The following is a 26702-nucleotide window of genomic DNA, read 5'->3' on the forward strand; positions in this document are numbered from 1 at the left end:
GACGCCGATTGAACAGGGCCGACTCGGACAAACCCATGGGCGAGAAGCCGGATCGCCTGCGTATTCGTCCAACCCGCTGGGGTGGACATGTTCAGCGACCTGATCCGTGGGGTGCGGGCCCACGGCTCGTTGTTCGGCAGCTCGGCCCTGTCCCCGCCCTGGGCGCTGCACTTCGTGGACGGCGCGCCGCTGACCCTGTGCACCGCCCTCACAGGGGCGGGCTGGGGCGTGCCGGAGCACGGTCCGCCCGAGCCGCTTCGCACGCGCGAGACGGTCGTCGTACGCGGCCCCGCCACGTTCACCTTCGTCGACGAGGTCGGCACCCGGGCCGAACCGGTCGCGTGCGGCGAGTACTGTGCGACGCCCGAGCAGGGCGGGACCCGGCACCGGCGCGGCTGGCACGACAGCGGCCGCGGCGACCGCGCCGAAGACGCCGGGGAGGCCCGCGCCGGACCTGCTGGTCGAGCGGGAGGGCGCGACCATCGCGGACATCGCCCGCGCGGTGGGTTACGCCGACCCGTTCGGGTTCAGCGCGGCCTTCAAACGGGTCCGAGGTGCCAACCCGAGCGAGTTCCGGCGTACCGCGACCACCAGCCCTGCCGCGACCACCCCTGCCTGACCGGTGGCGTCGCGTACCTGACCGGTCGTCGAGACGCGATAACCCATGGCGAGCGCGGCCCTCCGCGGACGAACATGGCCCGCATGAGTGACCGATCGGCACGATGGAGCCGGGCAACCGTCTACCCCGACATGTGGGCCGACCCGGACGACGATCCCCGCGACAACGAAGGCCCCGGCCCGGACGGTGAGCTCGCGACGCTGCGGGACTACCTGACGAACTACCGCATGACCCTTCGGATGAAGTGCGAGGGCCTGGACCCGGAACAGCTGGCCCGCCGGTCGGTCCCGCCGTCGACGATGTCGCTGCTCGGCCTGGTCCGGCACCTCGCCGAGGTGGAACGGGACTGGCGGAACTGGATCGGCGACGGTGATCCGCTGCCGAAGCTGTACGGCGAGCGCGACGCGGACTTCGACGGAGCGGTCGCCGAGCAGGCCGAGGTCGACGCCGCGTACGCCGATCTGGCGCGCGAGCAGGAAGCGACCGACGCGGCGCTGGCCGAGCATCCGGATCTGGGTGAGCGGCTGGGAAAGGACGGGATCGCCGTGCGGGAACTGCTGGTGCACAGGATCGAGGAGTACGCCCGTCACTGCGGGCACGCCGACCTGCTGCGCGAGTGCGTCGACGGAAGAGTGGGTCAGTGACGGGGGCCGGGTAACCTGCCCCCATGTCCGAGCCGCCTCCCTTCAGTCCCACCGTCACGCTGCTGACGGTGGGCCGGGTCTGGGAGGCCGCGTTCGCCGAGGGGCTGAAGCCGCTCGGGCTGACCACCCGCAAGTACGGGCTGCTGGGGCACGTCCGCGGAACCCCGGGCATCTCGTTCAGCGAACTCGCCCGGCGCTCGCGCATCACCGTGCAGAGCGCGCACACGGCGGTGGCGGCGTTCGTCGAGGCCGGGCTCGTCGACGACGGGACCGCGCACGCCGGGGCCGCGTCGAGCCTGCGGGTCACGGCCGAGGGCGAGTCGCTGCTGGTCCGGGCCGCCGAGGTGGTGGCCCGTCTCGACGCGGAGTTCGCCGTACGGCACCCCGAGTTGACCGAGGCGCTGCGAGCTCATATGGCGCGGGCGGTGGCGGGAAACGACTGACCTTCAGATAAACTGAAGGTTATGGAGTCCCTGTTGCCGGTCCGTCCATGTCGTGGCAGGCGTCCTCTTCGCCGGGCACCCCGCCGTGACCACCAGTCCGTTTCCCCGGTACGCGCCATGGCCGTCGCCCCGTCGGGTGCGGAACGGGTGGCGAGCGGCCTTCCGGCGGGGATCGGCGTACGACGGGAGGCGTGGCGCGCATGAGCTTTCGGCACTACCTGCGCCGGCCACCGGCGGTCACCGCGGCCGAAGCGGTCCGCCTCGTCGCGGACGGCGCGCTCGTCGTGGACGTCCGCCGCGAGTTCGAGTGGAACCGGGCGCACATCCCGGGCGCCGTGCACATGCCGCTCGAGGAGCTGCCCGAACGCTGCCTGGAACTCCCCGACGACCGTCTGCTCATCACCTTCTGCACCGGGGGTATCCGCTCCGCCGGTGCGGCGAACCTGCTGGTGGAGAACGGTTTCGAAGCGGTCAACATGAGCCGCGGTCTCGTCGACTGGCGCGCCTCCGGCGGACCGCTCACCACCCGGTGAACGGTCGCCGCCCCGCGAAGGCGGAGGGAAACTCGCCCGTGGCGGGAATCCGCGACTTCCGCCGCGGTGCGAGCGCGTCATGCCCCAGCCGCGGCCGGGTGGTCGCGACAGATGGGTACTGGTGGAGAACCTTCCGCTCGTGTGAACAGAAATCTGTTGTGGCTGATGTAGACATCCATCCGCGTCGGAGTTAATGTGTTTGCCGTAGCCAGGAAGCCAGTGAGGCGTGGCAGACATGAACTGCCCGCATGCGACAGAGGTTGTGGCACGGCGGTGGAGTGGTGGGGCCGGAGTCGGTTTCGGGGCCCCCTCGCTGACCGCCGGGTCCGGTGGCCCGAGGGCTGCCCGCAGTACGCAAGATCCGCAGTATCAAGAGGTTCATCAGAAGGAAGAGAGAAGGAGGCGGACACCATCAGGATCGCCCGGGCGAGAACGGTCCGCCCGGGTACCGCAGGCCCCGGAACGGAAGGTGGTCCCACGGTCACGCATCCGCGATCCACGCACTCTCCGCCCCCTGTCGGGGGCCGGTGCGGAAACAGGAGGTCGGCAGCGCAGTAAGCCGACCGATGGTGTTACAAATCCGTTGGGGCCTTGGTGCCGTATGGCACCAAGGCCCCTCGACGCGTTCCCCGATCAGAGGTGCAGATGACCGCAGACACACCGCTCGACCGAATCGACGATGACGACTACCCCGCTTACACCATGGGGCGAGCAGCCGAGATGCTCGGTACCACGCCCGCCTTCCTGCGGGCCCTCGGAGAGGCCCGGCTGATCACGCCCCTGCGCTCCGAGGGCGGCCACCGTCGCTACTCCCGCTACCAGCTGCGTATCGCCGCCCGCGCCCGTGAGATGGTCGACCAGGGCACCTCGATCGAGGCGGCTTGCCGCATCATCATCCTGGAAGACCAACTCGAAGAGGCCCGGCGTATCAACGACGAGCTGCGACGCGGTGATGTCGGGGCCGGCCACGAGGCGGATGCCTGAGCTGTTGACCCGAACCCACAGCGGTCCCTGGCGCCGGGCCGGCTCGCGCCTGTGCCGCCGGTCAGCTGGGCATGGGGGCGTCCGGCAGGGCGGAAGCCCGCTGGAGCGGGTCGGCGATCCTCGCGGCCGTGGCCTCCGGGGCCGTGCGGCAGGTGAAGCCGAGCTGGGCCATGGCCCTGAGGACCTCGCCACTGCTGAAATCGCGGCGGTCCTGGTGGGTGATGACCTGGCCGACCTGCTTGGCGGGGTAGTGGCGGCGCCCGATGATCACGGATTCGCCGGTGACCGGCTCGGGCTTGACGCCCTTCATCGCATCCAGCACGCCACTCTTGGTGAGCTCGAACGGAAAACGGGCGATGACGCAACGCATGGTGCCTCACAAGGGAAAAGGGAGAAGAAGGAGAGGGGACCGACCGACCGCATGAGGCGGCTCAGCGGGAGAGGGTGAGGACGCCCAGGGCATTGCCGTGTTCGTCGACCACGGGCAGGGCCCCGAGCCGCCGGTGTCGCATCGCGCGCTCGGCCTCCCTCACCGTGGTCAGTGGCGAGGCGAACAGCCCGCCGTCGTCGGCGATGTCGCGCAGGCGGACCCGGTCCGTGTATCCGGAACCATCCCGCACGGCGGTGAGCCGGGCCTGGGTGATCAGGGCGGTGCACTGGCCGTCCTCGTCACAGACGACGAGGCGACCGGTGCGGGCGGCGGCCATGACGGACAGCGCCACCTCGACGGTCATGTCGTCCCAGACCTGAGGTCCGGCCGTGTCCATGGCATCGGCGACCGTCCTGTGCCCGGCGCTGGTGCTCGTCGGGCGGGGATATGTCTGGACCGGCGTCAAGAGGTGCCTCCTGCGGAGATGGGTCAGCTTCCTGATCAGGACAGTTCTCATGCCGCGACCGGCCGGGTCCGCCCGTCGTGACGGGACGAACGCTGTCCGGTGGCGCCTCTAGGCGGCTGTGTCGGAGACGGACCGCCGTGCGGGCGTGCGCCTGGTCGCCGAAGCAGGGCGGCGCCGGCCGCGTGAGGTGGCGCCGCGCTTGGGGCGTTCGACCACCGGCGCGGTGATGACGACCGGGATGCCGGAGGGGGGCTGGGCGCCGGTGATGCGGTGCAGCGCCTCCGCGCCGGAGCGGACCTGGGTGGTTTGCGGGACGATGCCGGCCGTCGCCATGAGGCGGGTCATGGCGCGGCGCTGGTCCGGGGTGACCAGGGTGACGACGCTGCCGGACTCGCCGGCGCGGGCCGTGCGGCCACCGCGGTGGAGGTAGTCCTTGTGGTCGGTCGGAGGGTCGACGTTGACGACGAGGTCGAGGCTGTCGACGTGGATGCCGCGTGCGGCCACGTTGGTCGCCACCAGCACGCTGACGTGCCCGTTCTTGAACTGCGTCAGCGTACGGGTGCGCTGCGGCTGCGACTTGCCCCCATGCAGGGCGGCAGCCCGTACTCCGCTGTTCAGAAGGTGCTTGGTGAGGCGGTCGACGGCGTGCTTGGTGTCCAGGAACATGATCACGCGGCCGTCACGTGCGGCGATCTCGGTGGTGGCCGCGTGTTTGTCCGCGCCGTGGACGTGGAGCACGTGGTGCTCCATCGTCGTGACCGCGCCGGCCGACGGATCGACGGAGTGCACGACGGGGTCGCTCAGGTAGCGGCGCACGAGCAGATCGACGTTGCGGTCGAGAGTGGCGGAGAACAGCATGCGCTGACCCTGGGGGCGGACCTGGTCGAGCAGGGCGGTGACCTGCGGCATGAAGCCCATGTCGGCCATCTGGTCCGCTTCGTCGAGGACGGTGACGGAGACCTGGTCCAGTCGGCAGTCACCGCGTTCGATGAGGTCCTTGAGGCGTCCGGGGGTGGCCACGACGACCTCGACGCCGCCGCGCAGCGCGCCGGCCTGCCTGCCGATCGACATGCCTCCCACGACTGTGGCCAGGCGCAGCTTCACCGAGCGGGCGTACGGCGTGAGCGCGTCGGTGACCTGCTGTGCCAGCTCACGCGTCGGTACGAGGATCAGCCCCAGCGGCTGCCGGGCCTCGGCCCGCTGTCCAGCCGTACGGGCCAGCAGGGCCAGCCCGAAAGCGAGGGTCTTGCCGGAACCGGTGCGGCCCCGGCCGAGGACGTCGCGGCCGGCGAGGGAGTTCGGCAACGTCGCGGCCTGGATCGGGAACGGTACGGTCACGCCCTGCGAGCCGAGCGCGGCCAGCAGATCCGTGGGCATGTCGAGATCGGCGAAGCTTGCCGCGGCGGGCAGCGCCGGGGTGATCGTCTTCGGGAGGGCGAACTCACCCTGGACCCCGGCGGGGCGGCGGCCGCGACTGTTGGAACGGCTCGGCCCGCCGGAGCGACTCGGGGGCGATGAGCCGAACCTGTTGCCGTTCTTCGCGGGGGCGGCGCTGCCGTTCCGAGTACGGGCGAAGCGGTCGTTCGTGCGTGTGCGGTTCATGCGGAACCTTCCTCGATGTGGCACATATCAAGGAATTCCCCGCAGCAGGGAGCGGCATGGAGAATCGCAAGAACAGGCCATATGGAACGCGAAATTGAATCGTGCGCCGCGATGCAGTCGAGAGGAGATGCGGGGGCATCCTCGAAAGAGAATCCGGGTGCGTGAGCCGGCGGATTTATCGCAGCCGTCCCGCAAGCGAAATCACTGCGGGGGTGCGTGCGGCTGGGGCCCGCACCCCGAAGGATGCGGGCCCCAGCCGCGAAGTGCGCCCGGCGTCAGGCGGGGACGATGTTCTCGGCCGTCGGGCCCTTCTGTCCCTGCGCGACGTCGAAGCTGACCTTCTGTCCTTCGAGCAGCTCGCGGAAGCCCTGAGCGGCGATGTTCGAGTAGTGGGCGAACACGTCGGCGCCGCCGCCGTCCTGCTCGATGAAGCCGAATCCCTTTTCCGCGTTGAACCACTTCACGGTGCCAGTAGCCATGTCTTGTCTCCTTCGGGGCAGTGAGTCGGCATCCGTACCGCACGGACGCCGTGTCGCCGCGTAGTTCACCCCGTCCGGAAAAAGACCGGTGCCAAAAAGCGCTTCCAGTGGCACAGAAGCCGACTGAGAGGCTTGGAATTCGGGAACCACAACTGCAACTGGGATCGACAGTAGCACGCTATGGCGGCCTGCGTGTGTCGAGTAATTCCGCTCTGTTCGCTGCTGTAAGGAAACTGCCCGCACGTTCCGTCAAACTCTCACTCCGCGGGTGCAGATATGATGTCGTCCAGACCCTGCTCCGTAAATCTCTTCGACGTTTCTCGGCCGGCTGCGGAACACGACACGGGAAGAACTCCTGTGCCAGGGCACGCCGATGACCTGTCCGCCGCATCGCGTTCTGCTCCGGCAGGGCGACGAGAGTCGGCATGTCCTGTTGATCACGTGCGGTTTCGTGAGGGTCGCCGCCGGCACCGGATCGAATTCCAGGCCTACGACTCGCTGACCCGGCCGGCCAGGGTCCTGGCCGAGCTGCGCAAGGCCTGTGCCCGGCCAAGGGGCTCGCCGCCACGGTGACGAGGTTCCCGGGCGAGATCGATGCGCGGTGCGAGCCGGACGCGCGACAGAAGAACGTCCTGGCGTCGTTCCCGATCACTGAGGTCGGGGCGACGGCCGGCCCGTCCGCTTCCGGGACCACGGGCACGACCGACGCCGCTTCCGGCACGTCGGAAACCGGTGAGTCACCGTCAATCCGTTGCCCGGCCGGCCCCGCGAGGTGCGCCGTCGGGGAGAATGGGGGCGGTTCAGAACGGCGAGGTGGGAGACGGGTATGGCGGGCGACGGCGGTCCGGTGACACTGCGCGGGATCGCGGAACGGCTCGGGCTGCACGTCTCGACGGTCTCCCGCGTCCTCAACGGTTCGACCGGGGAGCAGGGCCGCGCGGCCTCGGGCGAGACGGCGCGACGGATCCGCGAGCTGGCCGACGAACTCGGCTACCGCCCCAACCCGCACGCCACCAGCCTGCGCACCCGCCGCAGCAACCTGGTCGGTGTGCTCTTCCCCCGGCTGTCGGAGATCGTGGTGGCCACCATCTACGAGGGCGTGGAGGAGGAGGCGACCCGGCGGGGGCTCTCCACCTTCGTCACCAACACCCACGACGACCCCGCCACCCAGCGCGAGCGGATCGCGATGGTCCTGGGCCGCCGGGTGGACGGCCTCATCATCGGCGACGCACACCTGGACGGGGCCGCGGTGGCCGACCCGGCTCTGGACGGCACGCCCTTCGTGCTCGTCAACCGTCGTACCGACACCGGCCACCAGACGGTCACCTGCGACGACCGCCTGGGCGGCCGGCTCGTGGCCGAGCACTTCCTGGCCCTGGGGCACCGCCAGGTGGCCGTCATCGCCGGTGAACCCTTCGCCAGCACCGGCGCCGACCGCACCACCGGCTTCACCGACCGCTACCGCGAGGCCGGCCTGCCCGTGCCCGCCCACCGGGTGCGGCACTGCCGCTTCGACACGGCCGGCGGGCACCGGGCCGCCGTCGAACTGCTGGGCGGGTCCGACCGGCCGACCGCGATCTTCGCCGTCAACGACCTCGCGGCGATCGGCGCCATGGGCGCCGCCCGTGACCTGGGTCTGCGGCTGGGGGAGGACCTCGCGCTGGCCGGGTTCAACGACACCCCCCTCGCCGCGGAACTGCCCGTCCCGCTCACCAGCGTCCACTCGCCGATGGCCGAGCAGGGCAGACGCGCCGTCCGGCTGCTGCTCCGCCGTATCGCGGGCGAGCCCGTCGCCTCGGAGGTGCTCACGCCCGATCTCGTGGTCCGGGCGTCCACCGGCACGCCGGTCGGGCCGAGCCTGCGATGAGTGGGAAGGGGTAACTCCGCCTGGCCAGCCGTCAGTTCAGGCCCGCGGAACCTCACGGACAAGTGTCGCCCAAACGATTGGCCCAAACGTTTGGGTGGAGCATACTGGCCACTCTGTACGTGGCCGGGGGCGACAGTGGGGGTGGCTTGATGAGGTGGCCTGGCAGACGACGCGAGACGACGACGGTTCCCCGTGAGCAGTTCGTCGCGGCGCTGCGGGAGGGGAGAGGGGCGGCCGAGGTGATGGGCCGTCAGGGCAACGCGGGGGTGGCCGCCGAACGCTACGCGGAACTGGTCGCGCGAGCGGAGAACGTTCTGGGACCGCGCGACACCGACACCTTGGCGTTGCGGCATCAACTGGCCCACTGGACGGGTGAGTCCGGCCGGGCCGAAGCCGCGGTCCAGCTGTTCGTCCGCCTGTTGACCGACCGGGAGCTGATCCAGGGGCCACGCCACCCGGACACCGAACTGGCCCGGCACCAACTCGCCCACTGGCACGGCCGGTCGGGCCGCCCCGAGGAGGCCGTACGCCGCTACGAGGCGATGCGCCGGTCGGCCGAGCGGGAGAACCGTACGGAGAAGGCGCTCACCCTGCTGTGCGAGGTGGGTTACTGGCAGCAGAAGAGCGGTGACAACGCGGCCGCCCTGCGCGCGTTCTCCCAGATGCTGCAGACCGCCCAGCAGGAACTCGGCCCGGGCCACCAGCTCGTCCACATCGCCCGTCAGCGTTACGCCGAGGTCGCCGGCGTGCTGCCGTTCGGCAATGAGGGCGGCCACGAAGGGCTGCGGGACCTCCTCGCGACGGCCGCCGCGGTCGAAGCCGCCGGAGACTTCGCGCGCGCCGGCCGGATGTACGGGGAGATAGCCGTACGGTCCGAGGAGCTCCATGGCGCGGGCAGCTCCCAGGTCCTCTCCGCGCGCGTCGCGCAGGCGAAGGCGGCCGTGGCGGCGGAGGACCACGCGACGGCTGTCGACTGTTTCGGCAGGGTGCTCGCGTGCATGGAGCTTCAGGGCCGGCTGCCGGGCTCGCCGGCGTACGACGCCCTGTCCCGGCAGCGCGACGAGCTCGCCCGGATGGCCACGCGTACGGTGCTGCGCGTCGCGGAACGGACCGCGACGCTGTTGGGGGAGACGGCGCAGGCCGCGCCGGACACGGCGTGCGCGGTGCTGGCGCGGGAGCCCGGCGCGTCCCACGCGACCTGCCTCGCGGTCGTGAACGACGGCGTGGACGGCGGTGCGGACGACGGCGCGGACGACCCGGCATGGCGCGCGTGGACGACGGAGCAGTGGGCGGCTGTACTGCGGGACGTGACGCGGCAGGGGTACGAGGCGACGGCCCTCTGCTTCGCCCGCGGCGACCTGCGGCCGACCCCCGAAGAGGCATCCGTGTGCGAGCGCTTGGGGATGCCCGGCGTCTACGTGTCCCGCCTGAGTGACGAGAACGTACAGATCCAGGCGTACGTCTTCGCGGAGGGCGAACCGGAGACGGCGCGGATCGTCGTGATGAAGGACGAGCGGGACGAGCGGGACGAGCACGGCCTGCAGGCCGCGACGGGTGAACGGGACGCGCGCAAGGAGACGCCCGCGGGGGCCACGGGTGACGGCCGGATCGCGGTGCACCCTCGGGCCGTAGCCATCGGGACCTGGCGGGAGATGGAGCGAGCGCGGCCCGCGGCCGTGCCGGACGGGGCGGACCGGCCACCCGCCTTCGGCACGTACGAGGTGCTGGAGAGCGTCGGCGAGGGCGGCTTCGGCCGGGTCTACCTGTGCCAGGATCCCGACGGGCTGATGGTCGCGGTCAAGACGCTGCACGCGCACCTCGCCGCGGCTCCCCCGATCAAGCGGGGCTTCGCCCACGAGGTACGGGCGGCCCAGCGGGTCGACGGGCGGTTCACCGTGCCGGTGATCGCGGCGGACACCGACGGGCCGATCCCGTGGATGGCGGTGCCGTACGTGGCCGCCCCCTCGTTGCGGGAACTCGCCGAGCGCTGCGGACGGCTGGACGTCGACCTGGTGCGCACGCTGGGGGCGGGCATCGCCCTCGCCCTGAGCGCCATCCACGCCGAGGGCATCGTGCACCTCGACCTCAAACCGGCCAACGTGCTGCTGACCGAGGACGGCCCACGCGTCATCGACTTCGGCATCGCCCAGATCGAAAGGCTCACCGAGCCACGGCGCGGCTTCGTCGGCACCTACGCGTACGCCTCTCCCGAGCAACTGCGTGAGCAGCGCACGTTCACGCCTGCCAGCGATGTGTTCTCCCTGGGCACCGTCCTGGCCCGCCTTGCTCTGGGGCGCAGCCCCTGGGGCCAGGACACGCCGTCCGTGGTCGCGGGCATCCGGGCCGGCACACCCGACCTCGCCGGACTGCCGCGGGACTTCGCGGAGGTGGTCCGGTGGTGCCTGCGCCCCGACCCGGACCGACGGCCGACGGCCGGTGAGGTGGCCGAGGCACTGGTTCCCGGATCCGGTGAGGGCAGGATCGATCCGCCGCCGCTGCCGGAGCAGGCGCGGGCTCTCGTCGAGGAGCACGCCACCGTGCCCGCGACCCGCCACTACGAGACGCTCGCCCACACCCGGGTTCACGCCGCCGATGACACCACATGGGCCGTGCCGCAGGCTTCCGACGCCGTCGACACCGTCGAGGCCTCCGCCACCGCGGTCACCACGCCCTCGCGCCGGTCCGGCACGCATGCCGGCGCCGCCGCCCCCACGGAGACGCTCGACGAAGCGGCCGACGAGCTGGCGGCCCGGGTCCATCGCTGGGAACGCGAACAGGAGGGCATGCCCATGGGGCAGGCGCGTCGAGGATGCGGCACCTTCCTCGACGAGGCCCAAGCCCGGCTGGGCGCGCGCCACCCCCTGACCCTGCGTCTACGGGTGTCACACGCCATGCTCGGCTGCGACCGGCCCGGCGGAGTCTCCCACGCCGAGCAGGTCGTGAACGACGCCACTGTCCACCTTGGTGAGGAACACCCCACCGTGCGGGACGCCCGTACGCTGCTGGCGGTGCTGAAGTCGGCAGGCACGGGGTGAGCCCGGGCGCGGACCGGGAAACGCCATGAAGAGGGTGCGGCGGCGTTTGGTCAGACCTTCTCGACTCGCACCGAGTGTCCCGCGAGGAGTTGAGCCATGTGGTCGGTGTCGGACGTGAAGACGGTCGCCTCAGCTGCCTGCACGGCTTCCCGCCCTGCCACAGCCGCCGGAATGGCGTCGATGGCGTACTTGTGACCATGCGGACCGGCTGCCTTCAGCATCTCGCGCGCCATGGCGATCACCTGGTCGTCCGTGTGCACGACGCGGATCCGGGACAGCGTCCGGTTCCACAGCGCCTGCTTCGACGTCTCGCGAGGGTCCCACGCCTCCAAGGTCGTGAGCGCCGACGTGACGATCGGGATGTCGAGCCGCGGAGCCGTTTTGATCAGTGCGGCCATCTCCCGATCGCCCTGAAGCGCCTTGGCGAGGGCGTCGGAGTCGAATACGAAGACGCGCTGTCGCGGCCGGTGCAGTTTCGCTCGGACGCTGCGGCTCACGCTCCCCCGTCCGAATGCGAGCGCTGCTCGTCGTGCCAGCCGTCAATCGCGACGATGCGGTCCAGCGCTGCCTGCTGCTCGTCGTCCGTCACGGCGCCGTGTTCTTCTTCGAGGTGTTTCAGCCAGCTCGCGCAGTCGGTCCATGGCGTCCTGATGAGCAGCGGCGGCCGCGATGTAACTGGACACCCCGCGCGCATCGACGCGCTCCTTGGACGACACGGCCTTGGGCTTAGGCGGGCCGCAGGGCGGGCAGCTGCGGCGGAGCAACGTCCGGGACGACTGGGTCAAGGCCCGGGACGCCCCTCGCGGCGTTCTTCGCGGCCGGGGTCGCTCATGCTGAACGGCGAGTCTGTGAGCACGATGCCGAACGACTTCAGCGGGATCCGCCCTGGGGCGTCGCGCCAGGGTGCTGTGCGCCTGAGGCCGAGAGCCTGGGGAGGAGTCACGACACAGGCCGGCCAGTCGGCGAGCCGTCGTGAGCCCCTGCGGGGCGCAGTGAGGTCCTCGTGGTGCGCAGACACTGAAGGGGGCGTACGCCAGCGGACGGATCTGGTCCTTCATGTACATCTGCTACATTAATGACATGAGTGATCCGGTGGTTGAATCCATGGCCGAGGTTCGCAGTCACCTCGCCGACGTCATCGATCGCGCTCGCCGGGAGGAAACCCCGACGATCATCACCCGGCGCGGCAAGCATGAAGCTGTCGTGATCGATATCCAGGAGTACCAGCGCCTGCGACAGATCGCTGAAGAAGCTGAAGAGGCGTGGCTCAACCGGCTGGCCGACGAAGCCGAGTCCGAGGGCACGGAAGGGTCGGTCTCGCTCGAAGAGATGGCTGCCTTGCTCCGTGCCAATGAGGGCTGACCCATGGGGCACATCACGCGCTTCACGCCGCACGCCCAGCGGGACATGCTCAAGATCCCGCGCCCGGACGCCCTGCGTGTCCTGTATCGGCTCACTGAACTTCAGAAGGCGATGGATGCCGGCGATACGACTGCGTTCGACATCAAAGCCCTTCAAGGGCACAACGCTCGTTGGCGACTCAGGGTCGGTGACTACCGCATCGTCTATACCGCCGAGAACGGCCAACTCATCGTGTGGGTCCCGGCCGTCGGCAACCGCCGCGACGTCTACCGCCAGGTTCCGTAGGACTCGGCCACGCAGTCGGTGTCGGCGGCCCTCTGTGGGACACGGGAGCGTGCGTCCTTCGTTTCGTCTGTGCAGGCGACTGCGGAACCCGCGAGATACCCACTCGTGAGAGGTTGCCCTGGATGAGTTTCACGTTGCCGTGGGTGCGTACGGCGGGCGGGGACGTGGCGTCCAGCGCGTCGAGAACGCGGATCGCGCAGGCCTCGTCGGCCAGCTCGGCCGCGCGGTGGTGGTGTGCGACACGGTCATGGCCGCCGACGCCTACGTCCTCAACTACCACCTCCCCGCACAGCGAAGGGGCCTCGGACCATCCCGGAGCGGGCTCCGAGCGGAGGTCGTGGCACGCGTGTGGCGCGGCGCCCGGAACGACTGAGGGCCAGCCTGGGAGGAAACCCCTCCTGGGCCGACCCTTCTTGCTGTGCCCCCGGCAGGATTCGAACCTGCGACACCCGCTTTAGGAGAGCGGTGCTCTATCCCCTGAGCTACGGAGGCGGGGATCTGTAGGGGCGTGCTTCCTGATTCAACCGGTGACGGATGAACCCGCTCAGCGTGGACCCAACAGCGCTGTGGTGGTACGGCCGGTTGGGGCTGTGCCACCGCCGACAGTGTAGCGGGTGGTGGACTGGCGATCATCGGGCCTGGGCCGGGTTCTGCGCGGCCGGGTCAGCAGGGAGATCGCGGCGCGGGCCGTCGGGGCTCGGTGTCGCTGGGCCCGGGGCGGCCGATGCTCTGTCCCGTCCCGGGAGTCGTCTGGGAGCGGTGTTCCTGGTCCGGCCGGCGGCGTCAGGTCTGTGGCGGCACAGGCTTTCGGCTTGCTGCTTCCGGTGTCCCGCGGTCCGGGACGGTACCGGTGCGCGAGCCTCGCTTTCGGCGGACGGGCCGAGTCGGCGTCGCCTAGTGTCATGTCCGTTTTCCGCCAGCTTCGTGCCGGGAGGCGCCGCATGCTGGAAGGGTGACGAGCGACGACAGGACGAGCGACGACGACAGCAGGTACGAGGCGGTGTGCAGCCGGGACGCACGCTTCGACGGCGAGTTCTTCTTCGCGGTCGCCACGACCGGGATCTACTGCCGCCCCAGTTGCCCGGCCACCACTCCCAAGCGGCGGAACGTGCGTTTCTTCCCCACCGCTGCCGCCGCCCAGGGCGCCGGGTTCCGGGCGTGCCGTCGCTGTCGGCCGGACGCGGTGCCCGGGTCCGCCGGGTGGAACGTGCGGGCGGACGTGGTCGGCCGGGCGATGCGGCTGATCGGTGACGGTGTCGTCGACCGGGAGGGCGTGGCCGGACTTGCCGACCGGCTGGGCTACAGCGCACGGCAGGTGCAGCGGCAGCTGAACGCCGAGGTCGGCGCCGGGCCGATCGCGCTGGCGAGGGCGCAGCGGGCGCACACCGCGCGGATACTGCTGCAGACCACCTCCATGCAGGCCGCGGAGATCGCGTTCGCGGCCGGGTTCGCGAGCGTGCGGCAGTTCAACGACACCGTCCGCGCGATCTACGCGGTCACCCCGAGCGCGCTGCGCGCTGCCAAACCGGGCCACGCCTCCCGGCACGGGGCCGGGGCCTCCCGGCACGGATCGGCGGGCTCGGGCCGGCTTGCCGCGCGGGGCTCGGCCGGGGCGGAGTCCGGCGCCGTGGATAAGGCGCCCGGTAAAGCGGGCCGGGTGCCCGGAGGAGCAGGCCCGGCCGGCCCGGTGTTCGGGCCCATGGACGCGGCGCCCGGTAAAGCGGGCAGGGCGCCCGGAAAAGCACGCCCGGAGCCCGGGGCGGCCCCGGCCGGAGTGCCGTTGCGGCTGGCCCACCGTGGTCCCTACGCCGTTCGCGAGGTCTTCGACCACCTCGCCGCCCGCGCCGTCACCGGTGTCGAGGAGGTCACCGGCGCACCGGGCGGGCGTACCTACCGGCGCACCCTGCGGCTCCCGCACGGAAGCGGTGTCGCCGAGGTCGCCGAGCGGCTCGGCGCGGGCTGGCTGGAGTGCCGACTCCACCTGACGGACCTGCGCGACCTGACGACCGCCACCCACCGGATACGGCGCCTGTTCGACCTGGACGCCGACCCCTACGCCGTCGCCGAACGCCTCGGCGCCGACCGGGCCCTGGCGCCGTTGGTCGCCCTGCGGCCCGGGCTCCGTGCGCCGGGCGCCGCGGACCCCCACGAACTCGCCGTCCGCGCGGTGCTGGGCCAGCAGGTCTCCGTCGCCGCCGGGCGGAAACTCGGCGGCGCGCTGGTGGCCGCCTACGGCCGGCCCCTGCCCGCGGCCGACGGCGGCCTCACCCACCTCTTCCCCACGCCAGACGACCTGGCCGACGCGTCCCTGGCCGAGCTCGGCATGCCCGACTCCCGCAGAGGCACCCTGCGCGGAGTCGCCGGCGCGCTGGCCGCCGGTACGGTCCTCCTCGACGCGGGCGCCGACCGGGACGAGGCCGAGAAGGCCCTGCTGGCACTGCCCGGCATCGGCCCCTGGACAGCCGGCTACGTCCGGATGCGCGCGCTGGGCGACCCGGACGTCCTGCTGACGGGCGACGTCGCGGCCCGCGCCGGAATGCGCCTGGCGGGCGCCGAGCCGGTCGACGCCGAAGCCTGGCGGCCATGGCGTACGTACGCCATGCACCATTTCTGGAACGCCGCGGCAGACCGGCGCCGCGCCCCCGCAGTGTGATGTCCGAAATCCGCCAGCACTCGTGGCCGCCGCGCTCCAGGATCGCAAGGAGAACGACATGACAGGAAGAGCAGGAATGGCAGGAAGAGCAGGAAGAAGGCACGTCCTATGACCCTCTGCGCGACGACCCCCAGCCCCCTGGGCGACCTGCTGCTGGTGGGCGAGGAATCGGCCACCGCGCGCGGCGGCACCGCGCTCGTCTCGCTGTCCGTACCCGATCAGAAACGCGGTGCCGTCGTCCAGGACGACTGGATCGAGAAGCCGGAGGCCTTCAGCGAGATCGCCGCCCAGCTCCGCGCGTACTTCGAGGGCGGACTCACCCGCTTCGACATCGAGTACGTCACCGGTGGCAGCGACTTCCAGCGGCGCGTGTGGACGGCGCTGGAGGCCATCCCGTACGGGACCACCCTCAGTTACGGCGAGATCGCCGCGCGGATCGGCGCCCCGAGGGCCGCGGTCCGCGCGGTGGGCACCGCGATCGGCGCCAACCCGCTGCTGGTCGTCCGGCCCTGCCACCGAGTGATCGGCGCGAGCGGCGCGCTCACCGGCTACGCGGGCGGTCTCGCGCGCAAGCGGCAGCTGCTGGACCTGGAGAGCGCCCACCGGACCACCAGGCCATCGGAAACGCCCGAAACGCCGTAGCGCTGTAGCGCCGTGGCTTCGCCAGGAGTGACATCACCAGGGATCAGAGGACCCTCGATCATGACCGACACCGACACCGACGCCGACACCCTCACGGACACCGACGCCAACACCATGACCGTCCCGACCGGTCCTGGCGCCGACCGCGTCGTCGGCCGCCCCGCCGGCCACCTTGCCGAGCGCGTCGGCCGACAGGACTGGGACGCCCTCGCCGGCGAACTCGACGCGTACGGCCACGGCCTGACCGGCCCGCTTCTCACCCCCGACGAGTGCCAGGACATCTCCGCGCTGTACGAGAAGACCGAGCACTTCCGTACGACGGTCGACATGGCCCGGCACCGTTTCGGCTCCGGTCAGTACCGTTACTTCACCCACGACCTCCCCGCCGCCGTACGGGAGTTGCGCGAAGCGTTCTACCCGAGGCTGCTGCCCATCGCCCGGGAGTGGGCGGCCAGGCTCGGACACCCCGCTCCGTGGCCGGACGCGCTGGGCGAGTGGATCGAGATGTGCCACGAGGCCGGCCAGGCCAGGTCCGCCCAGATCCTGTTGCGGTACGGAGCGGGCGACTGGAACGCCCTGCACCGTGACGTGTTCGGCGAGATGCTCTTCCCGCTCCAGGTCGTCGTCGGCCTCGACGTGCCGGGAGCCGACTTCACCGGCGGCGAGTTCCTCATGACCGAACAGCGTCCGCGGGCGCAGTCGAGGGGATCGGCCACCACCCTGCCGCAGGGACACGGGCTGGTCTTCACCACCCGCGACCGGCCCGTGGCGAGCAGGCGCGGCTGGTCGACCGGACCGATGCGACACGGCGTGAGCACCGTGCGCTCCGGGCGGCGGCACACACTGGGCCTCGTCTTCCACGACGCGGCATGACTCCTCCCGCGACTCTTCTCGTGCCGGCTGCCGTCGCAGACGAGGCCACCGCGACTGCGGCCGGCCACCGGCCCCGCGCGGTGTATCCGTGCGAGACGTACGCTCGTCGGATGCGGAACGACCGGTGTCGAGTGCGGAACGACCTGCCCGCCGGGGCGGCCCGATGAGCGCGCTGATCCCACGGCCGGCCATGGAGATCGCCCCGGGCGCGGTGCACGTACCCGGCTGGCTCGGCCTCGACCAGCAGCGCGAGCTCGTGGCGGCGTGCCGTGAGTGGGCCACCGGCCCGGTCCCCATCCGGCACACGGCACTGCCGCGCGGCGGCGTCATGTCGGTACGGACGGTTTGCATCGGCTGGCACTGGCGGCCCTACCGGTACACGCGCACCGCCGACGACGTGAACGGACGGCGGGTCGCCGAGTTCCCCGACTGGATGGTCCGGCTGGGCCGCCGCGCCGTCCTGCGGGCGTACGGCGACGAGGCGGCCGCGGCCGCCTACACACCCGACACCGCACTGATCAACTTCTACGACGGCCGGGCCAGGCTCGGTATGCACCAGGACAAGGACGAGAAGTCCTCCGACCCGGTGGTCTCCCTGTCCATCGGCGACACATGCGTCTTCCGTGTCGGCAACACCGAGACCCGGACCAAGCCCTACACCGACATCGAACTCGCCTCGGGTGATCTGTTCGTCTTCGGAGGCCCGTCCCGGTACGTCTACCACGGCGTGCCCAAGGTCCACGAAGGCAGCGCCGACCCCGCCACGGGGCTCAGGACCGGGCGGCTGAACATCACCATGCGGGTCACCGGCCTCCAAGGTCGCTACACCGAGTAGGCAGAGTAGGAGCCACACCGATCAGGACGGCGACGGAAGGGGCTGCTCCGTCCAGATGGTCTTGCCGTGCTGCGTGTGCCGGGTGCCCCAGCGCTCGGTGAGCTGGGCCACCAGGAGCAGTCCGCGGCCCCCCTCGTCGAAGACCCGGGCCCGGCGCAGGTGCGGGGCCGTGTTGCTGGCGTCGGAGACCTCGCAGATCAGGGCGGTGTCGTGGATGAGGCGGAGCTGGATGGGCGGGACGCCGTAGCGGATGGCGTTGGTGATCAGTTCGCTGACCACGAGTTCCGTGACGAACGAGACCTCCTCCAGCCCCCAGACCGACAGCTGCGCCGCGGTCATCTTCCGTGCCTGGGCCACCACTTCCGCGTCCGCGGGCAGGCCCCAGGTGGCGACCTGGGATGCGTTCAGGCCGCGGGTCCGGGCCAGCAGCAGCGCGACATCGTCCGAGGGCGGGCCGGAGAGCAGCGCGTTCACCACCTTGTCGCAGGTCAGCTCCAGCGAGGGCGGGGCGGCGGCCAGTACGCGGGACAGCCGGGACAGGCCCATGTCCAGGTCGCGGGCCTCGGTCTGGATGAGGCCGTTGGTGAACAGGGCGATCAGAGTGCCGTCGGCCAGTTCCAGCTCGGCGGATTCGAAGGGCAGCCCGCCGAGGCCCAGCGGCGGCCCGGCCGGTACGTCGGGGAAGTGGACGGTGCCGTCCGGCCGCACGAGGGCGGGGGCCGGATGTCCGGCGCGGGCCATGGTGCAGCGGCGGGAGACCGGGTCGTACACGGCGTAGAGGCAGGTGGCGCCGGTCCCGCCCGCGCCGACCGGCTCGGTCTCGGCGGCGCCTTCGGCACTTCGGGTACCCCGGCTGCCACGCATGCTCCTCATGCCCCCCATGCGCCCCACGCCCCCCGCGTCTCTCATGGCCGTGCCCCGTACACCGTCCTCGTCCGCGGCGGGGCCCTCCTCCCGTTCGAGGCGCAGGACGAGATCGTCGAGGTGGGTGAGCAGTTCGTCGGGCGGCATGTCCACGTCGGCGAGGGTGCGAACCGCCGTACGCAGCCGCCCCATGGTCGCCGACGCCTGGATGCCGTGGCCCACCACGTCCCCCACCACCAGCGCCACTCTCGCGCCCGAGAGCGGGATGACGTCGAACCAGTCGCCGCCCACCCCCGCGCCCGATCCCGCGGGCAGATAGCGGGAAGCCACCTCCACCGCCGCCTGCCGGGGTGTCCGCCGGGGCAGCATGCTGCGCTGGAGAGCCAGCGCGGTCTCGTGCTCGCGGGCGTAGCGGCGGGCGTTGTCGACGCACAGGGCCGCCCTGGCGGCGAGTTCCTCGGCGAGGAGCAGGTCGTCCGCGTCGAACGGGTCCGGGCTGCGGTGCCGTACGAACTGGGCCAGCCCCAGCAGCACGCCCCGCGCCAGCAGTGGTACGAGGAGGAACGAGTGGATGCCGTGCGCCGCGACCTTCCCCGAGCGGGCCGGATCGCGCGCCAGCCAGGCCCGCATGTCCGGGCTGTCGACCGGATACAGCGCCGACTTCCCGGTGGCCAGTGTCCGGGCCATGGGGGAGTCCTCGGGGTAGTGCTCGGCCTCACCCGTCGGGATCGCGGCCTCCGGGCAGCCGGGCAGTACCGAGTGATGCGCGGTCCGGCACAGGACCACCGGCTCGGCGGTCCCCACCGGTCCCAGGGGCTCTACCGGTCCCAGCGGCTCGACCGGAGCCGGGGGCTCGACGGGTTCCGCAGGTCCCACCGGTCCATGGGGCCCCACCGGCCACGGAGACTCCGTCGATGCCGGGGGCTCCGTCGGCTCCGGGAATTCATCCGGTCCCGGGTGCTCGAGGTGCTCCGGGTGCTCCATCGGCTTCGGGGGCTGCGGCGGCGCGTGCCGAGGCCGTCCCGGTGGCCCCGGCCGTCCTGGTGGCCCCGGACGGCCCGGTGGTGCCGGCGGTGTCGTTCCTCGGACGTTGTTCGGACCGTACGAGACGACAGGTTCCAGTAGGTCCACCGCGACGAAGTCGGCGAACTGCTCGGTCGCCACCTCCGCCAGCTCCTGGGCCGTCCGCGCCACGTCCAAGGTGGTGCCGATACGGACACCGGCCGCGTTCACGACGGTCAGCCGCTGCCGGGCCCGGTACCGCGCCGTGGTGTCGAGCGCGGCCAGAGCCACGCCCCGTACCGTCCCCGCGGGATCCTTCAGCGGGTAGACGATGGACGACCAGGCATGCGCCCGGCCTTCGCCCGGGGCCTCGGTGAACATCTCCGCGGTCACCTGTTCCCCGGTACGGAGCACCTGGCTCATCATCTCCTGGAGCTGCTCGGCGGCGGGGCCCGGGTAGATCTCCGTCGGGCGAAGGCCGTCGAGGCGGCCCACCTGGGAGTTCATGACGCGCCGCCCCTCGGCGCTGCCGCCCGTCAGGCGGCCCTCGTCGTCGTAGATGCCGATGAGGATGGGCATCTGGTCCAGCGCCCACTCCCGGAGCGCCGCGGCCGGGGCGCCGCGCTCGCGCTCCTGGTCTTCGCCCTGAGCCCGGTCCCGGCCTTCGTCCCGAGCCCGGCCCTGGTTCCGCGTACGATCCCGGCCCCGGTCCTGTTCCCGGCCCCGGCCCCGGTCCCGGTCCTTATTCTGGTCCTGGTCTTCCGAGGGTGGTTCCGTACCGTTCGGGGGCGCTGGTCGCTCGTCGCTCATCACTCGTCCCGGCAAGTAGGGGCCCCGGCCTCGCCCGCTCCCGGGCCGGTCCTCTCACCGTTACCACCACCTGGGGCGCCCCGCGATTCGGCGGCGGCCAGGTGGTACGCCCGTCCGGACGCGAGCCGTCAGGACCGCTTCACCTGGATGGCGAAAGTCCCGTCCGCCTCCTCCGAGACGACCGTGATCTCGACGCCGTTGTCGTCGTCCACGAACGTCTCGCCCGGCCGGTACGGCGCGTCCGACAGCTCCGCGTGCACGTTCGGGCGTCGCGTGCAGCCCCCGCTGTCGCGTTTGGCGTCCGACACAGTGACCGGTCCGCGCCCGGTGTCGACGTCGGAGTCCACGCGGTAGATCAGAACGCCCGGTTCGCACACGGCCTCGTCGTTGCCCGCACGCGTCCGTACCTCCACCGCGTAACCCGACTCCTCCGCCACCGGTACGAAGGCCAGCTTCGGGCCGCCCGCGACCGCCAGCGGCCCCAGGACGTGCTCGCTGACGCCCGGCTCCGCGGCGCAGGCGACCTGCTCGTCGTCGAGCCAGCCGAGCTTCCACTTGTGCCAGCCCAGCAGGTCGTTGTTCGCACCCCAGTCCTCGGACATGATGTCCCAGTGCCCCACGGCGCCGCCGCCGTCCGACGTGTAGAGGTCGGGGAGGCCGAAGACATGGCCGTTCTCGTGCGGCAGCACCCGGTAGCCGGTCCGGCCGTACGATCCCGAGCCGTCGTCCTGGCGGCCGTAGACGAAGGACGTGTTCGCGAGCGGCACGCCGTCGGCCTGTGGGGCGTCCGCGTTGCCGGAGAAGGTGACGGACAGGACGGTGTCCAGCGCCGAGGGGCCGGCGTTCGGCGTGACCAGGACGTTGACCAGGTCGTACGCGCTGAAGTCCACCTTTGGGTCCGCCATGGCGACGATGTCCTCCACCAGCCGCCGGTAACCGGGCTCGTACGGTGCTCCGCGCTCTATCCCGTACTGCTTGAAGGGCAGCGGCATCCGCAGCCAGTCCTTCAGCGGGGCCTCGGGACGGTAGTCGAGCCGGCCGTACGAACTGGTCCGGAACCACTCCGACGTCTGCGGGAAGAACTCCGCGAGCCGGTCGAGCGCCTTGCCCCGGCCCTTGGCGTCCGGGAAGTCGATCATGAGGTTGAGGGCCCGGACCCGGCCGGTGGAGCGGACGTAACCCGGTGGTGTGGGCAGCCCCTCCGACATCTGGACGACCGCGGTGGAGGAGATACGGCACGGGTCGAGCGGGGCGTCGTGGGTGCCCGCCACGGGGCCGGCGGAGGCGCGGGTGGGGGCGGAGAGCGAGGAACTGCCCGTGGTGAGGGCGGCGAGGGTGAGCGCCGCGAGGCCGGCGAGCGCGCCGATACGGCGGGGGCCGCGGCAGTTGCCGGAACGGGCGGGGGCGCTGTGGTCGGCATGGCCACCGTGCTGGTCGTGCTGGTTGTGCTGGTTGTGCTCGGCGTGCTTGCCGAGCCTGTCGCGCCCGGCGTTTTCATCGAGTCTGTCAGATCTGTCGGGGCTGTCGGTGCGGATGGCGCGGGTGGCGCCGGGCCGTGTGGGGCCGGCCCGGCCGGAGCCCTGGCCACCGCTTCCGGCTATCTCGCCGGTGCTCTGTATCCGACGCCTGTGCCGCATCCTGTGCTGCATGTGGTCGCCTTCGGGTCCACCGGCAGTCGGCCGTCCGGACTGCCCTCTGTCCGATCAACCTCCCTCGCGCGGCGCGTCGGCGCTCGCTGGGTGCGCCGATCGTGGGTTCTTTCGTCGGCCAGGCATATGTGTCCCGGGTCACAGCGCCCGCTGAAATAACCGGGGATCGCTTCCCCGTTTATCTGTGCGTCCGGACGAAACGGGGAACGAATCCCCGATTCGTCAGACCGGACGACGATCGACACGAAGTGAAAGGCCGGACCGACGTGACCATCACCGCCGCAACCGAAGCGCGCCGACCCCACCGCCCTCGCGCGGACGCGCTGCGCAACCGGGAACGGATCGTGACGGCCGCCCGGGAGATCTTCGTGGAGTACGGCCCCGACGCCCCGCTGGACGAGATCGCCCGGCGCGCCGGCATCGGTAACGCCACGCTCTACCGGCACTTCACCGACCGGAATGCCCTGGTGCACGCCGTCGTGGTGTACGTCATGGGCCGTGTCGGGGACATGGCGGAGCGGAGTGTCACCGAGGAGGGCGATCCGTTCGCCGCGCTGCGCCGTTTCGCGCATGCGGCGATCGACGAACGCATCGGCGCGCTCTGTCCCATGCTCTCCAGCGCGTTCGACCGGACCGACCCCACCCTGGAGGCAGGCCGCACCCGCCTCGAGGTCGCGGTGGAGGGGCTGATGGAGCGGGCGCGGCGGGCCGGACGGCTCCGTACGGACGTCGCCGTGGGGGACCTGATGGTCGCGCTGTCGCAGCTCACCCGTCCGCTGCCCGGCACCTGCTGTCTGGACATGGACAGGTTCGCCCACCGGCACCTCCAGCTCTACCTGGACGGCTTGGAGGCGCCCGCCCGGTCCGAACTGCCCGGCTCCGCCGCGACCCTGGAGGACTTGCGCGGCGCGGTCGGCTGATTCGCGCCGACCCCCGCCGACCTCGCCGACTGAGCGTCCCGATCCTCGCCCGTTCCTGCCCGATCCCCGCCCGTTCCTGCCCGACCCTCGCCCGGCTCTCGGCTGGCCCCGTCGGCCCGTCATCTCCTCTGTTCTCGCCGCCACCGCCTGCCCATCTCCTGCCTACCTTCCATCGCCTGGTCATCGACTGCTCCCGGCGACTCCATGACTTCGTAAGACAGGCAGCGTCGCCTGCTCGTACGTCCGTACGTCCGTTTTTCATACATACGCATCGCTAGGTGGACACCTCCATGTCTCAATCACCCGGAATCCGATCTTCCGAATCGGGCTCCGCATCCGTCGACGGCCCCGCCCGCCCTGTCGGCTCCGGTGGCCTCTCAGGCCGTACCGGCCTCCCTGATCCCAGTCGCTGGAGGGCCCTGGTCTTCATCGCGCTCGCGCAGTTGATGGTCGTCCTCGACGCGACGATCGTGAACATCGCGCTCCCCTCCGCGCAGCAGGACCTGGGCATATCGGAGGCCAACAAGCAGTGGGTCATCACGGCCTACGCCCTGGCCTTCGGCGGTCTGCTGCTCTTCGGGGGCCGCGTCGCCGACCTGTGGGGACGCAAGCGCGCCTTCGTGGTCGGTCTGCTCGGCTTCGCCGCCGCCTCGGCCATCGGCGGTGCCGCCGGCAACGAGGCGATGCTGCTGGGCGCCCGCGCGTTCCAGGGCGTCTTCGGCGCGCTGCTCGCGCCCGCCGCGCTGTCACTGCTCGCGGTGATGTTCACCGATGCGAAGGAGCGGGCGAAGGCGTTCGGGATCTATGGCGCGATCGCCGGTGGCGGCGGCGCCGTCGGCCTGATCCTGGGCGGTTTCCTGACCGAATACCTGGACTGGCGCTGGACCTTCTTCGTCAACATCCCGTTTGCGATCGTGGCCGCGCTCGGCGCGTACTTCGTGATCCGCGAGCCCTCCGGCGACCGTAATCGTTCCCCGCTGGACATCCCCGGCGTCGTGCTGTCCACGCTCGGACTGGTGTCGCTGGTGTACGGCTTCACGCGCGCCGAGTCCGACGGCTGGACCGATGCCGTCACGATCCTTCTCTTCGTCGCGTCCGTGGTCCTGCTGGCCGTGTTCGCGGTCGTCGAGTCGCGGGTCGAACACCCGCTGCTGCCCCTGCGCGTGGTCGCCAACCGCAACCGTGGTGGCGTCTACCTCTCGCTCGGCCTCGCTGTGATCGGGATGTTCGGGCTCTTCCTCTTCCTGACGTACTACCTCCAGATCGTGCGCGGGTACTCGCCGGTCAAGACCGGTTTCGCCTTCCTGCCGATGATCGTCGGCATGATCACGGGCTCGACGCAGATCGGCGCACGGCTGATGACGCGCGTTCCGGCGCGGCTGCTGATGGGGCCGGGCTTCCTGCTCGCCGCCGTCGGCATGCTGCTGCTGACACAGCTGGACATCGACACCTCGTACCTGGGGCTCATCCTGCCCGCGCAGCTGATGCTCGGCCTCGGGATGGGTACGGCGTTCATGCCGGCCATGTCCCTCGCCACGCATGGCATCGAACCGCGTGACGCGGGTGTCGCCTCGGCGATGGTCAACACGTCGCAGCAGGTGGGCGGCGCGATCGGCACAGCGCTGCTGAACACCATCGCGGCCTCCGCGACGACGGCGTACATCACGGCGCACGCGGCGGCCGCCGGTGACGCGAAGCTGCTGGAGCTGCGGGCCATGGTCGACGGCTTCACCAGCGCCATCTGGTGGGCGGTCGGCATCCTGGCCGTCGCCGCGGCGATCGCGCTGACCTTCGTCAACGCCGGCCGCCCGGGAGCCGCGTCCGCGAAGCCGGGCGCCGGTGACGTCCAGGGTGCCGGGGCCGCCGAGGACGAGGCGCGGCTGCCGGTCGTGATGCACTGACCGTACGGCTCATGCCTCGTGCCGCGGGCCTGGCCTGAGCGACGTACGGCCCGGAGCGCTCCCCCTTTCGGGGACCACTCCGGGCCGTACGCGATGCTCGTTGCCTTCGGCCGGACCGCCGGACCGCCGGACCGCCGGACCGCCGGACCGCCGGCACCGGACCATCGGCACCGGCACCGGACCATCGGACCACCGGCACCGGACCACCGCACCGACTCAGCGGCGCCACGGCAGGTCCGCGCCCGTGCCCTCCGGCTGGAGCCCCTCCGCCATCACCCGCGTGATCTCCCCGAGCTGCTTCACCTGATCCGGGGTGAGCCGGTCGAAGATGGCCTGCCGTACGGCGGCCACGTGGCCGGGCGCGGAACGCTCCAGCACCTCGTACCCGAGGTCCGTCAGGAACGCGTTCTGTCCCCGCTTGTCGGAGTCGCACTCCTCACGTCGTACCCAGCCGTGCTGCTCCAGCCGGGCGATCGCGTGCGAGAGGCGGGAACGCGTGATCTTGGCGTCTTTCGCCAGCTGTGTCATCCGCATCCGGCGCCGAGGGGCCTGTGAGAGGAGCACGAGCAGCCCGTAGTAGATGTGCGGCATCCCGGCATCGCGCTGGAGCTGCCGGTCGAGATGGTCCTCCAACAACCTGGTGGCGTGCAGATACGACCGCCACACGCACTGTTCCTCGTCGCCGAGCCAGCGCGGCTCCCCGCCCGTTCCGGCGTCGCTGCCGGTGGATGCCGTGTTCATGTATCCACTGTACCCATTCTTGAAAGTTAAACTATGTGCGCGTATTCTTGTGTTTCGTGAACGCTTGAGCTTTCAAGCAATGGGCTCGGGCGGTGCGGGTCGTGGATCCGCCCGCCCGCCCCGCACCAGGTCCACGAACCGGGAGCAGTCATGACCGCCGTCGCAGAACGCATGCCCGCCCTCTACCTCTCCCATGGCGCCCCGCCGCTGGCCGACGATCCGGTCTGGCCCGGTGAGCTGGCGGCTTGGTCCGCGGCACTGCCGTGCCCCAAGGCGATCCTGATGGTCTCCGCGCACTGGGAGGAAGCGCCGCTCGCGCTGGGGGCCACGGAGCCGGTGCCGCTCACCTATGACTTCTGGGGCTTTCCCGGGCACTACTACCAGGTGCGGTACGACGCCCCTGGCGCGCCGGAACTGGCCGCTTCCGTAAGGAAGTTGTTGCGTGCCCCGGGAACGCCCGTCCAGGACATCCCGGACCGGGGTCTGGACCACGGCGCGTATGTGCCGCTGGTCGAGATGTTCCCCGAGGCGGACGTCCCCGTGCTCCAGATCTCCATGCCCACGCTGGACCCGCGTGAACTTCTGGAGATCGGCCGCAAGCTGGCTCCGCTGCGCGACGAGGGAGTGCTGATCATCGGCAGTGGCTTCTTCACGCACAACCTGGCCGCACTGCGCCACCAGGGCGGGGGAGTGCCCGCTTGGTCGTCGGAGTTCGACGACTGGGGCGCGCGGGCGCTGCTCGCCCAGGATGTCGACGCCCTGCTCGACTTCGAGAGCAAGGCCCCCTCCGGCCGGCTGGCGCACCCGCGCACCGAGCACTTCGCCCCGCTGTTCGTGACGCTGGGGGCGTCGGAGGGTGACCTGGGTGAGGGGCGCAGCGTGATCGACGGCTTCTGGATGGGAATGGCGAAGCGGTCGGTGCAGTTCGGCTGAGTCTCCAAAGCCGATCGGCCGAGTTTCCCGGGTTGATGGGCTGGGACTCCCACGTCGTCGGCCGCGTCTTCGGGCCGAGGCCGCAGGGGCGTACCCGTCACTCGAGGGCACGGCAACCAAATGGTGGTGGAGGTCGTCTACTGGGGCAGGCCTGCAAGGGTGGTGAAGATGTCCTCGAGCGCGCCGGGGA

The 26702-nt window shown here is 71.2% G+C and carries 24 protein-coding genes, 1 tRNA gene and 2 pseudogenes; 17 read left to right on the forward strand and 10 right to left on the reverse strand.

The genetic code is table 11. From position 1 onward, the window contains the following. Positions 1 to 81: 81 nt before the first annotated feature. The 6 genes and pseudogenes from ACU6P3_RS19640 to ACU6P3_RS19665 form a co-directional block, all read left to right on the forward strand. Positions 82 to 450, forward strand: a pseudogene (locus ACU6P3_RS19640) (cupin domain-containing protein); the annotation flags it as partial. A 52-nt stretch (positions 451 to 502) separates the two neighbouring features. Next, a complete protein-coding gene (locus tag ACU6P3_RS19645; protein WP_447197965.1) occupies positions 503 to 619 on the forward strand; it encodes a hypothetical protein in 117 nt (38 codons plus the stop codon). 83 nt (positions 620 to 702) lie between these two features. Next, complete coding sequence (locus ACU6P3_RS19650; RefSeq protein WP_447197966.1) at positions 703 to 1263, forward strand: DinB family protein; 561 nt, start codon at positions 703 to 705, stop codon at positions 1261 to 1263. A gap of 23 nt (positions 1264 to 1286) precedes the next feature. Continuing rightward, positions 1287 to 1706 (forward strand): MarR family winged helix-turn-helix transcriptional regulator, encoded by a 420-nt coding sequence (locus ACU6P3_RS19655; RefSeq protein WP_447193441.1) that lies wholly within the window; start codon positions 1287 to 1289, stop codon positions 1704 to 1706. A gap of 200 nt (positions 1707 to 1906) precedes the next feature. Then, the gene (locus ACU6P3_RS19660; RefSeq protein ID WP_344280586.1) at positions 1907 to 2239 is read left to right on the forward strand and encodes a rhodanese-like domain-containing protein; all 333 of its coding nucleotides are present in this window, start codon (positions 1907 to 1909) and stop codon (positions 2237 to 2239) included. Between the two features lie 645 nt (positions 2240 to 2884). Next, complete coding sequence (locus ACU6P3_RS19665) at positions 2885 to 3223, forward strand: MerR family transcriptional regulator (protein ID WP_447193442.1); 339 nt, start codon at positions 2885 to 2887, stop codon at positions 3221 to 3223. Positions 3224 to 3284: 61 nt separating this feature from the next. Here the strand turns inward: ACU6P3_RS19665 and ACU6P3_RS19670 are convergent, their stop codons facing one another. From ACU6P3_RS19670 to ACU6P3_RS19685, 4 genes are all read right to left on the reverse strand, one after another. Then, positions 3285 to 3593, reverse strand: a complete 309-nt coding sequence (locus ACU6P3_RS19670) for an SCO5918 family protein (protein WP_447193443.1) — start codon at positions 3591 to 3593, stop codon at positions 3285 to 3287. A 61-nt stretch (positions 3594 to 3654) separates the two neighbouring features. After that, the gene (locus ACU6P3_RS19675) at positions 3655 to 4059 is read right to left on the reverse strand and encodes a CBS domain-containing protein (protein ID WP_447197967.1); all 405 of its coding nucleotides are present in this window, start codon (positions 4057 to 4059) and stop codon (positions 3655 to 3657) included. Positions 4060 to 4167: 108 nt separating this feature from the next. Continuing rightward, on the reverse strand, positions 4168 to 5661 hold the full coding sequence (locus ACU6P3_RS19680) for a DEAD/DEAH box helicase (protein WP_447193444.1): 1494 nt from the start codon (positions 5659 to 5661) through the stop codon (positions 4168 to 4170). A 275-nt stretch (positions 5662 to 5936) separates the two neighbouring features. Beyond that, positions 5937 to 6140, reverse strand: coding sequence for a cold-shock protein (locus tag ACU6P3_RS19685; protein WP_210925114.1), 204 nt, complete (start codon positions 6138 to 6140; stop codon positions 5937 to 5939). Between the two features lie 826 nt (positions 6141 to 6966). Between ACU6P3_RS19685 and ACU6P3_RS19690 the strand changes: the two genes are divergently transcribed. After that, the gene (locus tag ACU6P3_RS19690; protein WP_447193445.1) at positions 6967 to 8007 is read left to right on the forward strand and encodes a LacI family DNA-binding transcriptional regulator; all 1041 of its coding nucleotides are present in this window, start codon (positions 6967 to 6969) and stop codon (positions 8005 to 8007) included. A 149-nt stretch (positions 8008 to 8156) separates the two neighbouring features. After that, positions 8157 to 11042: a protein kinase domain-containing protein gene (locus ACU6P3_RS19695; protein WP_447193446.1), complete on the forward strand. Its 2886-nt coding sequence runs from the start codon at positions 8157 to 8159 to the stop codon at positions 11040 to 11042. Positions 11043 to 11092: 50 nt separating this feature from the next. Here ACU6P3_RS19695 and ACU6P3_RS19700 read toward each other — a convergent pair whose 3' ends face one another. Next, positions 11093 to 11539 (reverse strand): hypothetical protein, encoded by a 447-nt coding sequence (locus ACU6P3_RS19700; protein ID WP_447193447.1) that lies wholly within the window; start codon positions 11537 to 11539, stop codon positions 11093 to 11095. Positions 11540 to 12122: 583 nt separating this feature from the next. Between ACU6P3_RS19700 and ACU6P3_RS19705 the strand changes: the two genes are divergently transcribed. Together ACU6P3_RS19705 and ACU6P3_RS19710 are read left to right on the forward strand one after the other, a co-directional pair. After that, positions 12123 to 12404, forward strand: coding sequence for a type II toxin-antitoxin system Phd/YefM family antitoxin (locus tag ACU6P3_RS19705; protein ID WP_344280603.1), 282 nt, complete (start codon positions 12123 to 12125; stop codon positions 12402 to 12404). A gap of 3 nt (positions 12405 to 12407) precedes the next feature. Then, positions 12408 to 12689, forward strand: coding sequence for a type II toxin-antitoxin system RelE family toxin (locus tag ACU6P3_RS19710; protein ID WP_447193448.1), 282 nt, complete (start codon positions 12408 to 12410; stop codon positions 12687 to 12689). A 121-nt stretch (positions 12690 to 12810) separates the two neighbouring features. Here the strand turns inward: ACU6P3_RS19710 and ACU6P3_RS19715 are convergent. Both ACU6P3_RS19715 and ACU6P3_RS19720 read right to left on the reverse strand, forming a co-directional pair. After that, a pseudogene (locus ACU6P3_RS19715) lies at positions 12811 to 12909 on the reverse strand (NUDIX hydrolase); the annotation flags it as partial. 199 nt (positions 12910 to 13108) lie between these two features. Further along, positions 13109 to 13181, reverse strand: a tRNA-Arg gene (locus tag ACU6P3_RS19720). 460 nt (positions 13182 to 13641) lie between these two features. Here ACU6P3_RS19720 and ACU6P3_RS19725 point away from each other — a divergent pair. The 4 genes from ACU6P3_RS19725 to ACU6P3_RS19740 all read left to right on the forward strand — a co-directional run bounded on the left by ACU6P3_RS19725 (position 13642) and on the right by ACU6P3_RS19740 (position 17692). After that, complete coding sequence (locus tag ACU6P3_RS19725; protein ID WP_447193449.1) at positions 13642 to 15342, forward strand: DNA-3-methyladenine glycosylase 2 family protein; 1701 nt, start codon at positions 13642 to 13644, stop codon at positions 15340 to 15342. Between the two features lie 108 nt (positions 15343 to 15450). Next, positions 15451 to 15984: a methylated-DNA--[protein]-cysteine S-methyltransferase gene (locus tag ACU6P3_RS19730; RefSeq protein ID WP_447193450.1), complete on the forward strand. Its 534-nt coding sequence runs from the start codon at positions 15451 to 15453 to the stop codon at positions 15982 to 15984. Between the two features lie 114 nt (positions 15985 to 16098). Next, positions 16099 to 16857: a 2OG-Fe(II) oxygenase gene (locus ACU6P3_RS19735; protein WP_447197968.1), complete on the forward strand. Its 759-nt coding sequence runs from the start codon at positions 16099 to 16101 to the stop codon at positions 16855 to 16857. A gap of 163 nt (positions 16858 to 17020) precedes the next feature. Continuing rightward, positions 17021 to 17692 (forward strand): alpha-ketoglutarate-dependent dioxygenase AlkB family protein, encoded by a 672-nt coding sequence (locus ACU6P3_RS19740; RefSeq protein ID WP_447193451.1) that lies wholly within the window; start codon positions 17021 to 17023, stop codon positions 17690 to 17692. Positions 17693 to 17713: 21 nt separating this feature from the next. Here ACU6P3_RS19740 and ACU6P3_RS19745 read toward each other — a convergent pair whose 3' ends face one another. Beyond that, positions 17714 to 20368 carry a SpoIIE family protein phosphatase gene (locus tag ACU6P3_RS19745; protein ID WP_447193452.1) on the reverse strand — a complete coding sequence of 885 codons (2655 nt, stop codon included), beginning with the start codon at positions 20366 to 20368 and terminating at the stop codon, positions 17714 to 17716. A 128-nt stretch (positions 20369 to 20496) separates the two neighbouring features. Then, positions 20497 to 22017, reverse strand: coding sequence for a M6 family metalloprotease domain-containing protein (locus ACU6P3_RS19750; RefSeq protein ID WP_447193453.1), 1521 nt, complete (start codon positions 22015 to 22017; stop codon positions 20497 to 20499). A gap of 266 nt (positions 22018 to 22283) precedes the next feature. Here ACU6P3_RS19750 and ACU6P3_RS19755 point away from each other — a divergent pair, with 266 nt between their 5' ends. After that, positions 22284 to 22937 carry a TetR/AcrR family transcriptional regulator gene (locus ACU6P3_RS19755; RefSeq protein ID WP_447193454.1) on the forward strand — a complete coding sequence of 218 codons (654 nt, stop codon included), beginning with the start codon at positions 22284 to 22286 and terminating at the stop codon, positions 22935 to 22937. A gap of 290 nt (positions 22938 to 23227) precedes the next feature. Next, positions 23228 to 24838 (forward strand): MFS transporter, encoded by a 1611-nt coding sequence (locus ACU6P3_RS19760; protein ID WP_447193455.1) that lies wholly within the window; start codon positions 23228 to 23230, stop codon positions 24836 to 24838. 216 nt (positions 24839 to 25054) lie between these two features. Here the strand turns inward: ACU6P3_RS19760 and ACU6P3_RS19765 are convergent, their stop codons facing one another. After that, positions 25055 to 25579 carry a MarR family winged helix-turn-helix transcriptional regulator gene (locus ACU6P3_RS19765; RefSeq protein ID WP_030750884.1) on the reverse strand — a complete coding sequence of 175 codons (525 nt, stop codon included), beginning with the start codon at positions 25577 to 25579 and terminating at the stop codon, positions 25055 to 25057. Between the two features lie 150 nt (positions 25580 to 25729). Between ACU6P3_RS19765 and ACU6P3_RS19770 the strand changes: the two genes are divergently transcribed. Beyond that, positions 25730 to 26512: a dioxygenase family protein gene (locus tag ACU6P3_RS19770; protein ID WP_447193456.1), complete on the forward strand. Its 783-nt coding sequence runs from the start codon at positions 25730 to 25732 to the stop codon at positions 26510 to 26512. The last annotated feature ends 190 nt before the right edge of the window (positions 26513 to 26702 follow it).

Source organism: Streptomyces hebeiensis (assembly GCF_052983195.1).